At 39.7% G+C, this 15,261-nt stretch carries 18 protein-coding genes; 6 read left to right on the top strand and 12 right to left on the bottom strand.

Annotation, left to right across the window (positions count from 1 at the left end; translation table 11 throughout):
* Nucleotides 1-2: 2 nt before the first annotated feature.
* On the bottom strand, nucleotides 3-341 hold the full coding sequence (locus tag V7Q04_RS12005) for a hypothetical protein (protein WP_333805395.1): 339 nt from the start codon (nucleotides 339-341) through the stop codon (nucleotides 3-5).
* A gap of 161 nt (nucleotides 342-502) precedes the next feature.
* Here V7Q04_RS12005 and V7Q04_RS12000 point away from each other — a divergent pair, with 161 nt between their 5' ends.
* Complete coding sequence (locus V7Q04_RS12000) at nucleotides 503-691, top strand: hypothetical protein (RefSeq protein ID WP_333805394.1); 189 nt, start codon at nucleotides 503-505, stop codon at nucleotides 689-691.
* 52 nt (nucleotides 692-743) lie between these two features.
* On the opposite strand, the gene V7Q04_RS11995 is transcribed toward V7Q04_RS12000, so the two are convergent.
* The 7 genes from V7Q04_RS11995 to V7Q04_RS11965 form a co-directional block, all read right to left on the bottom strand.
* Complete coding sequence (locus tag V7Q04_RS11995) at nucleotides 744-2,765, bottom strand: TonB-dependent receptor (RefSeq protein ID WP_333805393.1); 2,022 nt, start codon at nucleotides 2,763-2,765, stop codon at nucleotides 744-746.
* 84 nt (nucleotides 2,766-2,849) lie between these two features.
* The gene (locus V7Q04_RS11990; protein ID WP_333805392.1) at nucleotides 2,850-3,452 is read right to left on the bottom strand and encodes an energy transducer TonB; all 603 of its coding nucleotides are present in this window, start codon (nucleotides 3,450-3,452) and stop codon (nucleotides 2,850-2,852) included.
* A 53-nt stretch (nucleotides 3,453-3,505) separates the two neighbouring features.
* Entirely contained in the window at nucleotides 3,506-3,874 is a 369-nt protein-coding gene (locus tag V7Q04_RS11985) for a biopolymer transporter ExbD (protein ID WP_333805391.1), read from the bottom strand.
* On the bottom strand, nucleotides 3,861-4,277 hold the full coding sequence (locus V7Q04_RS11980; RefSeq protein ID WP_333805389.1) for a MotA/TolQ/ExbB proton channel family protein: 417 nt from the start codon (nucleotides 4,275-4,277) through the stop codon (nucleotides 3,861-3,863). Before V7Q04_RS11980 ends, V7Q04_RS11985 begins: the two co-directional genes overlap by 14 nt.
* A gap of 62 nt (nucleotides 4,278-4,339) precedes the next feature.
* Nucleotides 4,340-5,371, bottom strand: a complete 1,032-nt coding sequence (gene selD, locus V7Q04_RS11975) for a selenide, water dikinase SelD (protein ID WP_333805388.1) — start codon at nucleotides 5,369-5,371, stop codon at nucleotides 4,340-4,342.
* Nucleotides 5,372-5,378: 7 nt separating this feature from the next.
* Entirely contained in the window at nucleotides 5,379-5,969 is a 591-nt protein-coding gene (gene yedF / locus V7Q04_RS11970; protein ID WP_333805387.1) for a sulfurtransferase-like selenium metabolism protein YedF, read from the bottom strand.
* A gap of 78 nt (nucleotides 5,970-6,047) precedes the next feature.
* Nucleotides 6,048-6,236, bottom strand: coding sequence for a sodium-dependent tyrosine transporter (locus V7Q04_RS11965; protein WP_333805386.1), 189 nt, complete (start codon nucleotides 6,234-6,236; stop codon nucleotides 6,048-6,050).
* Nucleotides 6,237-6,344: 108 nt separating this feature from the next.
* Between V7Q04_RS11965 and V7Q04_RS11960 the strand changes: the two genes are divergently transcribed.
* Genes V7Q04_RS11960 through V7Q04_RS11945 form a run of 4 tightly spaced genes read left to right on the top strand, consistent with a single transcriptional unit; the run spans nucleotide 6,345 to nucleotide 10,812 of the window.
* Nucleotides 6,345-7,127, top strand: a complete 783-nt coding sequence (locus V7Q04_RS11960; RefSeq protein WP_333805385.1) for a substrate-binding periplasmic protein — start codon at nucleotides 6,345-6,347, stop codon at nucleotides 7,125-7,127.
* Between the two features lie 5 nt (nucleotides 7,128-7,132).
* The gene (locus V7Q04_RS11955) at nucleotides 7,133-9,376 is read left to right on the top strand and encodes a diguanylate cyclase domain-containing protein (RefSeq protein ID WP_333805384.1); all 2,244 of its coding nucleotides are present in this window, start codon (nucleotides 7,133-7,135) and stop codon (nucleotides 9,374-9,376) included.
* 55 nt (nucleotides 9,377-9,431) lie between these two features.
* On the top strand, nucleotides 9,432-10,157 hold the full coding sequence (locus V7Q04_RS11950; RefSeq protein WP_333805382.1) for a hypothetical protein: 726 nt from the start codon (nucleotides 9,432-9,434) through the stop codon (nucleotides 10,155-10,157).
* 34 nt (nucleotides 10,158-10,191) lie between these two features.
* The gene (locus V7Q04_RS11945; protein ID WP_333805381.1) at nucleotides 10,192-10,812 is read left to right on the top strand and encodes a hypothetical protein; all 621 of its coding nucleotides are present in this window, start codon (nucleotides 10,192-10,194) and stop codon (nucleotides 10,810-10,812) included.
* 25 nt (nucleotides 10,813-10,837) lie between these two features.
* Here V7Q04_RS11945 and V7Q04_RS11940 read toward each other — a convergent pair whose 3' ends face one another.
* Complete coding sequence (locus V7Q04_RS11940; protein WP_333805380.1) at nucleotides 10,838-11,878, bottom strand: energy-coupling factor ABC transporter ATP-binding protein; 1,041 nt, start codon at nucleotides 11,876-11,878, stop codon at nucleotides 10,838-10,840.
* Nucleotides 11,875-12,576 (bottom strand): tungstate ABC transporter permease TupB, encoded by a 702-nt coding sequence (tupB, locus tag V7Q04_RS11935; RefSeq protein ID WP_333805379.1) that lies wholly within the window; start codon nucleotides 12,574-12,576, stop codon nucleotides 11,875-11,877. Before tupB ends, V7Q04_RS11940 begins: the two co-directional genes overlap by 4 nt.
* 109 nt (nucleotides 12,577-12,685) lie before the next feature.
* Between tupB and tupA the strand changes: the two genes are divergently transcribed.
* Nucleotides 12,686-13,501 (top strand): tungstate ABC transporter substrate-binding protein TupA, encoded by an 816-nt coding sequence (tupA, locus tag V7Q04_RS11930; protein ID WP_333805607.1) that lies wholly within the window; start codon nucleotides 12,686-12,688, stop codon nucleotides 13,499-13,501.
* A gap of 85 nt (nucleotides 13,502-13,586) precedes the next feature.
* On the opposite strand, the gene V7Q04_RS11925 is transcribed toward tupA, so the two are convergent.
* On the bottom strand, nucleotides 13,587-14,333 hold the full coding sequence (locus V7Q04_RS11925; RefSeq protein ID WP_333805378.1) for a winged helix-turn-helix domain-containing protein: 747 nt from the start codon (nucleotides 14,331-14,333) through the stop codon (nucleotides 13,587-13,589).
* Nucleotides 14,326-15,108 (bottom strand): formate dehydrogenase accessory sulfurtransferase FdhD, encoded by a 783-nt coding sequence (gene fdhD / locus V7Q04_RS11920; RefSeq protein WP_333805377.1) that lies wholly within the window; start codon nucleotides 15,106-15,108, stop codon nucleotides 14,326-14,328. The genes V7Q04_RS11925 and fdhD overlap by 8 nt, the downstream gene beginning before the upstream one ends.
* Nucleotides 15,109-15,261: the final 153 nt, after the last annotated feature.

The raw sequence follows: 15,261 nt of genomic DNA, 5'->3' as shown, positions 1-15,261 counted from the left end.
CGTCATACGACTTTTTTTAAAAAAGCACTCCCGCATTTTGGACAATTCCCATCCCACTCCAACAAATGGCTTCCATGGCATTTATAACATGAAGGTTTTTGCAAAAGTTTGGAAGGATTATGCTTCCGTCCTTTGGAAATAAAATGCTTTGCATTGAGCCACAAAACTTTTAATGCTTGAATTAAAAATCGCTTTGGATGAGGCTTTTCTTGGAGTTGATGGCATTCAAGGCAGACCATCCATTTTCGTTGTAAACTGATGTGGCGATAGGTACGAGCAAGTGTAATATGCTCTGTTTCATAACTACAAAGGGGACATAACAGATAATACTTTGCTTCCATAAAGTGTCCTTTATAAGCGATCCCTGCTTCTGTGATATATTCTATCACATATTAGACTTCTTGCGTAATCTAATCATTCAAAGCATTTTAAGTTCCATGTATAACTATACAGGAAAAGCAAAATTGCCGATATAGTTATAGCTCTACATAAGGAGTAAATTATGGACGCGCTAAACAGTAGCATCCCTTCAAGCACAGAAATCTATGCAATGAAGCAGGCGATGAAGGTTCAAGAACAGATGGTTTCAAAGCTTTTGGAATCTATGCCTCAACCGACAGATACAGCATCAACGCAAGTCTCTGGGCTGGCATCAGAGGGCATTGGGTCAAACCTTGATCTCAAGGCGTAATCCAACTCAGAGATAACCCATTTGGGTTATCTCATCTTTTTTCATCTAACATTTAAAATCTGTAACGAAGATTAGCGTAAAGGTAGCGACCTGGCTCATTGATGAGCATAACGGCATCATCAACAGCTGCATTATTAAGTAATGTAACATCTTTGTATGTGTTCGATACCGCATAGGTTTTATCAAAAATATTATCCACTCCCAGCGTAACATCAAAGTGTTTGGTTACTTTATAATTGTACTTGAGATTAAACACCGCGTAGCCTGCAAGCTCTTGTTCACCATTGTCCATATCCACATTATTCCAACGTTTTGCTGCAATCATTTCTGTTTTTAATGCATGATCCCCTACATGATACGTCAAAGATGTCATAGCACGAAGAGGAACAATGTCCGCTAAATCTTTATCGCTCTGGCCTGCCAAAGGTTCATCTTTTTTACCTTTAAGATAACTCATGCCATACCCTAGCGTCAATGTATCGCTAATATCGTAGTACGCATCCAATTCAGCTCCATAAATGGTTGCATCAACATTGACGTATTTCAAAGCATCTGCGTTATAGTAGATATAATCTTTTAGGATGGAATAGAAGAGTTTTCCTTTCACACCAAAACCATCGTAATGCGTTTTAAAACCCATATCTGCTTCATAGTTTGTCACTTGATCTAAGATAGCTGTCGAATTCGTTGGATGGTACAACTCTCGTGCATCTGGTACACGAGATGCTTTACCAAATCCAATAAAATAGTCCACATTGTCATTGGCTTTATACGTCACAATCGTATTAGCAGAGAGTGCTTCATAGTCATTATCGTATCTTTTAATAGTTGCTAAGCCTGTACGATTGGCTTTTATAGAGGTATCATCATAACGAGTGCCTGCTTGAATATTAAAGTCACCTACACTCGTCATGTACTTTGCAAAAATAGCTTTATTGGTCGTATCAACATCAGGGATATTAAGAGATGGTGTTGGAGCGGTATTTGCGCCTGTCGCCACGGTTGTTGTATAGCTTTCGCCATCCCAATTTCGTCTGCTGACATCTATACCGTAAACGAACTCTCCACCTGCAAAATTCATTTTATTTTTGAGTGTTGCACCTTCTATGTTAGTATCCATTTTAGCTGTCATATACTTACCTGCCATCATTCCTGCAGTAGGTATGACTCTTAATCTTCCAGACATTGGATGATCCACTGTAGATTTATACGCTTCAAGGCTCAACTCTTTTGAAAAAGCACCTAAATCGTAAAGACTGTAACCAAATGTGTAGATATCACTATCATCATAATCTGCATCCATACTGCGCGATGGGTACAACACATTGTCACTACGATTGAGCGTATAGCCTAAACGTATCTCTTGATTTTCCACAGGATTGATGAAAACTTTACCCATAAAGGTTTTCTTCTCATACGCTTTTTGATCGCTATTTCTGTATTGATTTGTAGAAGCCGCCTTCCCTTGAGCGATAGCATGGGCAATTTGATCATAGAAAGTATCACCATTTCCATCTTTGTACTGGTCACTCTCCTCTGTTGATGCGCTAAAAAGAACACGCACAACATCATTTCCGCCACTCGCACTGGCAGATGCTTTTTTGTAACCATAACTTCCCATGCCAAGGTTCACTTCGCCACTTGGTTCTTTGGTTGGATTTTTAGTCTCAGCAACCACTAAACCGCTTAGTGTTCCAAAATGCTCTACATCGTAAGGACCTTCAATAATTTTGACATTTTCAATATTGTCAGCGTTAATATGTGTGATAGCAGGATCCATACGATTTGGACATCCGCCGTAAATCTTAGCCTCATCCATTAGAATATTGATATTGTCTCTTTTTTGCCCACGCAAGAGAATATCATTGGCAATACCACTGCTACGAATGACCGTAATGGATGAACTGTTACGCGAAAGAGCGTCGGCAAGATCAGCAGATTTTAACTCTTCGCCATTAATGTCTTTGACTTCTTTAGAAAACGTTTCTCCTACAACGGTTACAGGCTCTAAAACACCTGTCTCAGCAAATAACATCGTCGAAACTACCAAGGAAAGACCAATTGCCCTTTTCATATTACCTCCAGATATTTATAAAAAATAAGTATAAGAAGGGTGTGTTAAATACGTGTTAAATTTGTGTCAAATTAATGTTAAATACTATTTTATGACATAAATAATTGGTATTTTTATCGTCACATTCTCTGTTGGTCTTGGAAAAAATACTTTGGCTTTATGAATAGTTTCTATGGCACTGTTAGAGAGGATTTTATATTTAGAAGATGCTCTTAGCTCCTCGATTTCACCTTGTGTTGTGAGTGTAAAACTGACCTCAACATTGTCAGAGAGAGCGCGTTTACGAGCAATTTCAGGGTATTCTTTATTTTTTTCAATCATCTGTCTTATGACATCACCGTAAAGCGCCACATAGGTTTGTTTTACAGGTTCCATCTCAGAAATTTCTACCGTACTTACTTTGGGGGGTTTCTCTTCGGCAAAAGAGGTGGCATTGCTCTCAGACACTTCTCGTGCGTCTTGAACCAAAGAAGGCGTTGGTGTTTTTGAGGCGATTTTATCTCTTTTTTTTGGAAGAGGTTTCGTTTCCTGGAGTGGCTTACTGGGTTCTTGCATTACGTTTTTTACGACCTCTTGAGGCGCTATATCTTTTGGCTCATCTTGATGAACATTTACAGCACTCATACGTAGCGATACACGTTCACTTTTGGGTGTTTGCTTTTCATCCATCCATATATAAATCGTCATCAGTCCAGCTAAATGAACCGTCAAAGAAAGCAATAACGCAGTAGTCGTTCGCTTCATTTTTCGGTAATAATATCAATATTACGAAAATGCCGTACGGTCAATGCTTCGAGGACGCCCACAAAAAATTCAAAAGGTGTTTTTTTATCACAATTGATCGAAATATGCGTTTCCAATCCCAAAGGATCCAAGTGTTCACGAAGGCGCTCTAAGGAAATAGGCTCTTTTTCTAAAAAAAGTTTTCCATCTTCGTAAATACTAATCACGACTGTAGTGGATTCCATTTTCTCAGATGAAGCAGTTTTAGGAAGTTCGACGGGGATGATTCCTTTAGCAATAAACGTCGATGTCATCAGCACAATGGCGAGTAAGACAAGCAGAATATCGACAAAAGGGATGACGTTAATGCTATCAAACTTCTTCATCATAATCTGCTAAAAAACGCTCAGAGTAACGCACTAAAATGTTGTTAAATACCATCGATACAATAGCCACTACAAGACCAACAGCTGTTGTTTTAAGCGCTAAGGCTAAAGAGCTCATTATTTTGGTAGCTTCAATGCCTTGTTCTGACATATTCATAAACGTTAGCATAATGGCTAGTACTGTTCCTAAAAGCCCTATATAAGGGGCATTTGATGTGATGGTTGCGATGGTAGTGAGATGGTTACTGAGTGCAATTTCCAGTGATTTTTTGGTTTTGTAAGATGAAAGAACCAGTGCTTTATAGAAAAAAACACGTTCAATAAACAGTCCAAAAGAGAGAATACTCATACAAAAAAGCAGTCCCATAATGCCATAATCAATGCTAAATTTTAAATACTCCATACCCACCCCTATTTTCTAAGAGATGAGTTTATAGAGCATGTGTTAAATTAGTGTTAAATTTTTTACATATAACGCAGTGGTGTTTCACCCAAAGGTAGAATTTCAGCGATGATAGCGCTGTAACTAAGCCCTTCATCTTTAAGATGCTGAAGCAATTTTGGCGCATCATTTTGTGACACCGCCATTAAAAGCCCACCCGAAGTTTGGGCATCGTACAAGATAATTTCATCTTTATGCACTACGATCGCTTCTACTTTAGAACTCAAATAACTCTTGTTATTGTACGCTCCTGCTGGGATGATGCCCATGTCCGCCAAAGCCCTCGCTTCGTCTAAAATCGGAATATTTTTAAGATCAAACGCGATGGTGACATGATTAAAACTCATCTCATACGCATGTCCAAAGAGTCCAAAGCCCGTCACATCGGTACAGGCACTTACATCGTACTTACGCATGATTTGAGAGGCTTTATGATTTAAGGTTGCCAAGATGGAAGCTACCTTTTCAATGACCTTAGACTCCAACATATCTGCTTTAATCGCTGTTGTGAGAATGCCCATTCCAAGGGGTTTTGTAAGAATCAGTACATCGCCAATGCGCGGTGTATTGTTACGGTAAATTCTCTTTGGATGCACGAACCCCGTGACACTCATGCCATACGTCATCTCAGGTGCTTCGATGGTATGCCCACCGATGATGATACCACCGCACTCTTTGACCTTGCTCTGGCCACCTTCCAAAATTTCTTTGAGAATGGAACGTGGCTGATGACAGCCATCAAAGCCTACAATGTTCATAGCCGTAGCCACTTCACCGCCCATGGCAAATACATCACTTAATGAGTTTGCTGCTGCAATCTGACCGTACACAAACGGATCATCCACCACAGGGGTAATAATGTCTACTGTTTGTACAAGGGCTCGTTCGTCATCAAGATAATAGACACTGGCATCATCACTCGTATCCATGCCAACCAAAACGTTTTCGTGCGTGCAAGAAAGACCACCTATGGCTTCTGTGAGGTCTCCCGGACCCAGCTTGGCAGCGCAACCCGCAGCTTTGACGTACTTGGTCAATTTTGCTTCGTTGTTCATCGTTTTCCTATAGACTAATTGTGCCTTCTCCGCCAAACAGCATCTCGATGGTACCAAAGGCATTACCGATTTTGCCCACTTTAAGCTTGTCGGTCACACCAAAATACTCTAAACAAACACCACACGAGTAAATCTCTACACCTTTAGCTTCAAGCGCTTTAAGCACCTCAATAATAGGCGCACTCTCTTCTGCTGTCGTTAAAAGAACGGCTTGATTGACACAGACAATGCGCTTTGGTAATTTTGGAAGCTCTAGAGTTGATTTTAAAAAGCCAACAATGAGTTTTGCTCCAAGCTCACCCTCGCCTACTTTGTCACTTTTGAGAAACAAAGTTTTATCTAAAAATGGCTCATCGCTTGTTTTTGTTGCAACATTGCATGCAAACCCTTTTACGATGGTAATGAGGCATTTGCTCTCGCCCAAATCTTCAGCTCTTACATCAAAACCGCCATTTTGCGCAAAACGCATCACATTTTCTTTTGATGCTAGAGAGCTTACGACCACTTCCAAAACAGAGTCATTGGGAAGTATTTCTAATGCTTTTTTTGTTTGTAATACTGGCTCTGGACATGCCAAGCCACTGCAATCTAGTTTCATGATTTTCCTTTGGTAAGTTAATAAGTTAGTCTAAACCTTAGACCTAAAAAAGAGGGAAGAGAGGCTTTCTTGCCTCTCTTATTTTGCGTTCATGATTTTTTCAACCCATGCACCAGCTTTTTCAACAGTGTCAAATTTATGGCTTTTTGCCACTTGGTTTTGACCTTCGTAAAAACGTACACGGATACCATCTTGTACTTCATCAATCTTGATACGTGTAATGCGATCCGCATTAAGATAAACTCTCTCATTTAATTTAACAAACATTGTAAACTCCTTCATCTTGATTGGCTCTATTTTAGCACGATTTCAGTAAATTGTGCATTTAAGATATAGTTTTGTGTTATACTTAAAAAAATGATAAAAGGCTGTGTCATGGCACGTATACTTTTACTCTTTATTATGACGGCAAGCCTTGCCACTTCACTCTTTGCCGATACGCTGTCATCTATTTTTGAGGCTAAAAAAATACGTGTTTGTATCTGGCCTGAATACTATGGTATTTCCTACGTCAACCCTCGTACGCAAGAGCTCGTTGGCATCGATGTCGATCTCGCAAAAAAGTTTGCCAAAGAACTTGGCGTAAGTGTTGAATTTAAAGAAAGCTCCTTTGCCACGCTTATCCAAGATATTACCACTAAACAGTGTGATATAGCGATGTTTGCTATTGGTCAGACGCCTGAGCGTAAACAACATCTCACTCTAACATCCGCACATCTTGCCAGTGACGTGTATGCCATCTCTTCTAAAAGTAATCGACGTATCCAAACGTGGGAAGACATCGATAAAGAGGGTGTCATAGTTGCCGTAGCCAAAGGAACATACCATGTTACACTCATGCAAAAGAGCCTACAAAAGGCAAAACTTTTAGTCGTTGACTCCTTCCATGCCAGAGAACAGGAAGTTGAAGCGGGGCGTGCCGATGTCTTTATGACCGATTATCCTTTTGGTATACGCATGATGGAAGAGCGAGAATGGGCAAAACTGATCAAGCCTAGCAAACCATTTAACATAACGCCCTACGGTTGGGCAATTGCACAAAATGAACCCGCTTTGCTGGAAAAAGTTGAAGCATTTATTGTTGCTATCAAACACGATGGTAGGCTTTTAAATGCCGCTAAACAACACCATTTAGAACCGATTGTTCTTACAGAGTAAGTCTTATGAAACAGTTTCTTGAAACAAAACGAAAAATAACACGGTATTTTTTAGCAGGTTTTATAATGGCTGGCATGATTATTGGGCTCATTTTTTGGGCATTAACCAGTTTGCGCCAAGAAGCCATTCAAACCCATCGGCATATTGCAAATCTCCATGCAAACACCCTTGAAGAGCATTTTTCACAAATTCTTCAAAGTATTAGCCTTACCATTGATCGTATTCCACTTTTAAGCAATGAAATACCTACCAATGAACTCCTTGCGCCTATTTTTTTAGAGCTTTTACACAATGCACCTAGTCTGCGTTCATTCTCTTTATTAAACGACGAAGGGGTTATTGTTGCGAGTTCCAATAGCGCAAATATGGGAAAAAAAGTAATTCTTGATAACTTTTTACCCATTCCTTTTGGTGAAAATCCTTTGCTTCGTATTGGTGTTCCTTGGGCAGGAAGAGATTTTGAGAATGCCCGTGCTAGTACGCCCCAAATGCCTATTAATTCGCAGCATATTACTTTTTTACCTTTACTCAAAAAAGTATTTTTTGAAAAAAAGCTCTATTATGTTATAGCCAACATCAATACCGACTATCTGGAAAATCATTATACGACGATCTTTCCGATTGAACAGGGCATTGTCTCTTTGTGGAGGATAGATGGTATTTTGCTCTTCACAACAGACCCTGCCATCAACCTTGGAAGTTCACACTATAGCATTGCACATCCGATGAAAGATGAAGACTTTTTTTCACATATGAAAACCCATACACGGAATATCTTAGATGTTTTTCGACTCGCTAAGTTTTTGCCTTTTATTGTTGAAGTTCAAACCAATGAAGCCAATGCCATAGGATATTGGGATCAAGAACGCAGTAAAATTCTAGCCATTACGACATTATTGATTGTTCTCTCAGGTGGATTAGCACTGATGCTCATTATTCGATACTACAAAGAAAATGAGCGTCAAAGAGCTCAACTCTCTTATGAAAAACAGTTCCGCGTTGCAATGGAAGCAACCCAAACAGGGCTTTGGACATGGAACCTTGAGGTAAATCGCATCACATGGGATCCCCAATGTTTTCTTCTTTTGGGCTTTACACCCAATACGTTTGAGCCTTCCTGGAAAAAAATTATAGAGCTTACCCATCCTGAAGACTCAAAAGATATGCTTTTATCCATCCAAGAGCAAATCGCTGCACATTCGAGTTTTTTGATTGAACGTCGTATGAAAACAACTTCGAATGAATGGGTATGGATACAAGTACGGGGTAAAGCAATTGAATTTTCACAAACACATGAACCCCTCCTCCTTACAGGTGTTTACATCAACATTGACGCACAGAAAAAAGCCGAACAATTACATCTTTCCGCTGTTGCTTTTGAGACACAAGAAGCCATTTTAATTACCGATGCTAAAGAGCACATTGTGAAAGTCAATGAAGCTTTTACTCGTATTACAGGCTACAGCGACCATGAAATTATTGGAAAAACACCACGTATTTTAAAATCAGGGTACCATGATAAAGCCTTTTACGATGCCATGTGGGAAACGCTTTTAACACAAGGTTTTTGGCAAGGTGAACTTTGGAATAAGCGTAAAAACGGTGAAATCTATGCAGAATCCTTGACCATTACAACCATTCGTGATGGAAAAGGGAAAACAACACATTTCATTGCAAATTTTAACGACATTACAACCCATAAAGTAGCACAACAACAAATTCAAGAGCTTGCTTACTACGATCCACTCACCCATCTTGCTAACCGTCGCCTCCTCGAAGAGACACTTTTGGATACACTTAAAAACAGCGTTAATCAGAAGTATTTTGGAGCACTGCTCTTTATAGATCTTGACCATTTTAAAGAGTTAAATGACACTTTTGGACACGATGCTGGAGATATGTTGCTCATTCAAACGGCTTCAAGATTGAAAGAGAGTATTAGAGAAAGCGATCTTGCTGCACGCCTTGGAGGCGACGAATTTATCGTTTTACTTAAAAATTTGGGCAATCAGAAGGGCATTGCACATCACTTAGCACAAAGCATCGCTCAAAAAATCCTCTCGCTTTTGCGAAAACCTTACTCATTGGCAAATGGGAACTATATACTAGGAGCCAGTATAGGTGTGACACTTTTTAGCGATCATCTCATTAAAGATGGCGCTACGCTCATCAAAGAGGCTGATCTTGCGATGTACCAAGCCAAAGAAAAAGGACGCAATCAAATCTGTTTTTATGAGCAAACCACCTAAACTGGATCAAAATTTGCTTAGTATTTGTATGATTTCTGCTTTCTAAGGAGTATTCATGCATGTGCAAAAAAGTGGAACATTTTACGATGTTTATGTCAAAAACGACACCTATTACCAAAAAATGCTTGATATGTGCAATGAAAAAAACACCACTATTGACACAAGCTTCAATGACTATATGAATGAAATTCAAACCAACATTTCGGAGCTTAGTAACGTCTCAGTGGGTGATATTCATATTAATATTCTCCCTGAAAGTGCTAACGACAAAAGCAGTAGCAGTACCGCAGATGTCAGCGATGATATTATTGGTATGAGCACGTCTAAATACTACTACGAAGCAGATGAAACCATTAGCCTTGGAGTAACAACGTCTGAAAATATGATTTTTAACATTACCCCCGATAAAACATCTGTACATTCGGTTATCGATAAACTTCAAGCCACCTATAAAGACGATACAAAGCTCAGTGCAACACTCAATCGCTACTCCAATCCTGAGACATTTGTCGATGATTTTCTAACGTTAGGAGTTGATGAAAATGGAGAGAAAATTTATACTCTAAGTGCCATAGAAAATCCTCTAGCCTATGCTATAGCAAATCTTAACACCGAGTTAACGGGTGAATCACTAGGAGACATCATGGATGGAAAGTGCTTTTTTGGGGCAGAGTCTATTAAAAAGATGCTGGAAGAACTTGCCGAAGAGAAAAAACGAGAAAATGAAAAAGCTCTACTCAAAACCACTAATAGTTCAAATGATGGATTAGAAGTGAGCTAACGGTTGATCAATCTTTACAGGTAAAGGAAAATAGATGATAAAAATCTACGGAATTTTGGCAATGATCGCATCTTTTTTAATGGCCGATCTTGCCTACTTTGAACGTGATGTCAATGTAGCGCAACTTGCACAGTGTAGAGCATTTTTCACTGCTACAAACGATGTTAAAACCATTCACTTGATAAATGGGGAAAAACTAGAATTCAAAGATGAATATATTGGCAATGACCCAGAGTATAAAACCTTACTCTACACACTCAAAGGCTGTTTTTTTAAAGAAAAATATCTCATTTACAGCGATTTTATGCCCGATAGTGAAGCGTACCACGCCATTGATCTACGCAATGGCAATGACATACCGCTGGACGGAATGCCCCATCTATGCCCAAACCAACGCTATTTTGTAACCGAAGCAGCTGAATCTCCACGCCTTAGCGTTTATACATTGAGTGAAGAGCGTATTGTCAAAGTTTTTACCCATAAATTCCCTTCACATTGTGTTGTACAAAATGTCACATGGATAGACGATCAGTCGCTCAATTTTGAGATTGAGTGTGATGGGTTATTTGATAACGATACCAATACCACCAAATTAGGGACAAAAGAGACACTGAAACTCATTCAAAAAAATCTCCAGTGGGAAATAATTCAGTAACGTTGATAAAAAACCATTGCCTTCTTTACGGCTCTTTAGAAGGTACTTTTATCGCCGATTTTTCAAAACTTACCGTGACATATTGAGATGGATAAAAATGGTGGCATTCAAATTGTTCAAAACTTTCGATACATTCAAGCAGATGATTGCCTATCATGATTTTAAGTGAAATTTCATTGGTTTTCGTTATATGTAAAACGTCACGGATGGTACCGTTGAGATAAACCCTGTTTTCTTCACACGCATTGGGTGTGCCAAACGACACTGAAATATCGCGAGGGTTGATCGCAACACCTCGTTTTTCACCAATACGATACGACTTTGGTAGTGACATGCTCTGCGTCGCATCAAAGTCAAAAAAGCGTTCATCCCCACTTTCACGCCATTTTCCTACAATCAAATTGGTTGTCGAAAAGTCCATCATACGACCAAAATGAAGCCCTATTTTTCGTGTCGCGATTTCACTAAGCCACGAAAGATCGTGGCTAGCAATGACGATGGTCGTTCCCCACTCACGATTGGCATGTAAAATGGCATCAGTAAATTGCGGAATGCCACTGTAATCAAGGCTGTTCGTAGGCTCGTCAAGAAGCAGTGTTTTAGGGTGAAGAACGAGTCTTGAAGCAAGGGCTACACGTTGCGTCTCACCACTGGAAAGCTCATGCCATGAACGGTGCATAAATTTTTTAGGCAAAAGCCCCACGAGTTCTAACGCTTCATGGACACGTTGATCTGCATTGTGAGCTTCACCTCGTACTTTCAACCCAAAAAGAAGATTTTCTCGCACAGTACGTTTGAGCAGATAAGGCTCTGGTAATAAAATACTAATATCACGTCTGGTTGCAAGGGGCAAAGAAGCTGCATCAAACCCACAATAATGCAGCTTCCCACTTTGTGCCGCTTCTAAAAAAGCAAGGTGGCGCAACAGAGTGCTTTTACCACTGCCATTTGAGCCTACAAGCCCTAAAATCTCGCCTTCGTATACACTAAGCGACTGAATATCTAAAACAGGTTTTTCACCGTAAAGCGTTCGTAAATTTTGCAGTTCATACATAGAAGATTTCATACGGCTATTCTCGCGCGTTTTTTCAAAAAGAAGAGCATAAAATTGAGTAAAAAAGCGATGCTTATCAGCACTAAGCCAAGCGCAATACCTGTTGCAAATTCACCTTTATTTGTTTCCAATGAAATGGCTGTTGTGATGGTACGTGTAAACCATTTAATATTTCCACCGATCATCATCGCAATACCTACTTCTGCCACCACTCTACCGTATGCGGCAACTGCTACAGCAACCAGTGCATGGCGAAGCTCCCACACGACACTTTGAATCATCTGAATCGTGGTTAAACCAAACGAAGCCAAGGTGAGGTAAAGCTTTTTTTCCATCCCTTCAACAGCTGTAGCACTTAAGGAAACAATAATAGGTAACGCTAGAATCGTTTGACCAATGACGATACCCGGTAAAGTATAAAGAAGCTCATAACTTCCAAAAGGTCCACGGTTAGAGATAAAAGCGTAAACAATGAGACCAACGACAACCGTAGGAATGGCTAAAAGTGTATCGGAAAGTAGTTTAAGCGCTTTGCGTCCAGGGAAATTAAAAAATCCTAAGCAAAAACCCAATGGAAGCCCAATCAGAATGCTAAAAACAATCGATAATGTTGAACTTTTAAGTGTCACATCAATGGCAGATATGGTTTCGGGATCAAGGTTGATGAGCAACCCAAATGCCTCTTTTAAACCTGATAAAATAAAATCCAAAATCATTCCTACTTTTTACATATAATTTAAAAAAGATACGCTAAACTACAAACATGCTAAATAAACATATTCGGAGGATTATTCAATGTTTTCAGTAAAGAACCGCTTAATGAGCAACGTTCTCTTTTCTCTTTTTGCCCTTAGCTCACTTATGTGTGCAGCTGACCTTAAAATGGCAACAACTACCAGCACAGGTGACACAGGACTTCTTGATGTTCTTGTTCCCAAATACAAAGCTGACACAGGCGTTGATCTTAAATGGGTCGCCGTTGGAACAGGCAATGCCTTAAAGCTCGGCGAAAACTGCGATGTCAGTGTACTTTTCGTCCACTCACCATCGTCTGAAAAAACCTATATGGAAAAAGGTTTTGGTGTTGAGCGAACCCCTGTTATGTACAACGACTTTGTGCTTCTTGGTACACCTGAAATGAAAGCAAAATTTGCAGGTAAAAGCATTTCTGAAGCATTCAAAATCATCGAAACAGAGCAAATTAAATTCGTCAGCCGTGGCGATAAATCTGGAACACATGATAAAGAAAAAGGTGTCTGGAAAGAGGCTTTGGGTCATACACCTGAAAAACAACCATGGTACCTTGAAGCAGGTCAAGGCATGATCGCAACCATCAATATGGCAGCAGAGCAAAAAGGTGTCACACTAGCGGATCGCGGAACCTACATCAAATACGAAGCGAACCACAAAGGTAACCCACCATTGGTCATCGTGTATGAAGGTGCGGACGCGCTTAAAAACTTCTACTCGGTCATCGCGGTCAACCCACAAAGATGTGCAAACACCAACTATAAAGGTGCTTTACAATTTATTGAATGGGTAACATCCGATAAAATTCAAACCGAAATTGCTAACTTTAAACTTATGGACAAACAACTCTTCTATCCAGACTTTCAAACACGCGCTAAAAACTAAATAACACTCAGGTTTGCCCTTATCGGGCAAACCTAAATCCTAATACAAAAGAAATCTTACATTATTTTCGTAGCACCAAAATAGCTTAGATACTTTCGTCTTTAAACTCTTTTTTATTACGAGGCTTTAAAAACAACTCTTTGAAACGCTCATTGGCATAATTTTCAATGTCCGCTTGAAGTCTGCGATAATTCTCCATAAATTCACGCGCTACTGGGGTGAGTGTTGTACCAGCATCTTCGCCACCGCCTTGTTTGGTTTGCACCATCGTATCGTTTATGTTGCGTTGTAAAATTTTGATGTGCGTCCACGCTTTTTTATAGTTCATACCTATTTTTTCAGACGCTTTCGAGATAGAACCCTCTTGCTCAATGAGTTCTAATATTTCTGTTTTACCTTTGCCAAAAAGAAGTTCTCCCTCAGCATTTTCAATCCACGTTTTCGTCTTAACGTATAAACGCGGTCGTAGCTTCTCTTTAAAACAGCCCAGTTCACAAAATGTCACATCGTAATTTTTCTCTTTCAACGTACCTCGAATTTTTTTCAATCCAATGCCCGCAGCTTGGGCACGAGCTGCTTTACAGGTCACGCGATTTTTTTCATCCAGTAGTGGCTTTAGACGATTTTCTGCTTCTTCATCGTAAATACCACCCTCTAATTTTCCAAACTGCCCCAGTTCACAAGAATCGATACGTATATCCATTGCTTTGGCACACTCACCTACTTCAAGGGTAGAACATTTGAGTTTTGTTGCGATTTTAAAGCCATCAGAACAATCAAGTTTGCCTTTTTCGTTCAAATATTTTTTAATCAGCTCTTCCATCTCAGACATGGATTCTCCTTGGATGACGGTAAATATTCATCGTGTCACCTCTCACAAACCCAATTAATGTAAGTCCAAATTTTTCAGCGATCATCAAACCCAAACACGTTGATGCGGTACGTGATGCCAAAATAGGAATTTGGTGCATTACCGCTTTTGCGACCATCTCAGAAGAGAGGCGACCACTCACCATTAAAAAAGCATTGCTCACATCAATGCCCGCTATTTGGGCTTTTCCAACAACTTTATCGATGGTATTGTGCTGTGCAATGTCTTCACCAATAAAGTAAGTATTTTCATCGGTAAAAAGTTTTGCCGTATGCACACACCCTGTTTGCTCATACAAAGGACATTCGGTATAAAATTGACTCATTGCGTTGCTCAATCTCTCAGCACTAATGCTAAAATCGCTCTTGATGACCTTCGCTTCAATCGCTTCAGGATCAATGTTTGCGGTCATACTCTTACCACAACCGCTAATGACAACACCTTCGGCATTGAGCTTTTTGATGTTTTCAACATTCACTTTCGCTTCGATTTCAACACGCATTCCATCATTGAGGAGCTTGAGCGAAGTGACATCACTGAATTTTTCAATAATATTCTCACTCATCAAATAACCAATAGCAAGGGCTTCTTGATCGACAGGTGTTGCCATAACAGCACCTATTTTTTCGCCATTGACATAAATTTCTAACTTGATTTCACGAACAAGAATATCCTCTCGCTCAAACTTCTCTTTGCCTTTGATTTTGGTGATCGTTGTTTTAAAAACTGGCTCCATACTCTTCCTTTGACGTGCTTATTACGCATATTGTACCACTAAAAAATAAATAAAGGCACAAGAAAATGATCTTTCTTGTACCTTTACATGTAAACATATTCTGCCTCGGAAGAGGCAAGCTTCAGTGCCTAGTGTAACGTAGCTTTTCAAGCT

The sequence above is a fragment of the Sulfurospirillum sp. genome, assembly GCF_036802865.1.
GTDB lineage: Bacteria > Campylobacterota > Campylobacteria > Campylobacterales > Sulfurospirillaceae > Sulfurospirillum.
Note: the sequence above shows the minus strand (reverse complement) of the source record. Positions and strands in the feature narration are given on the sequence as shown.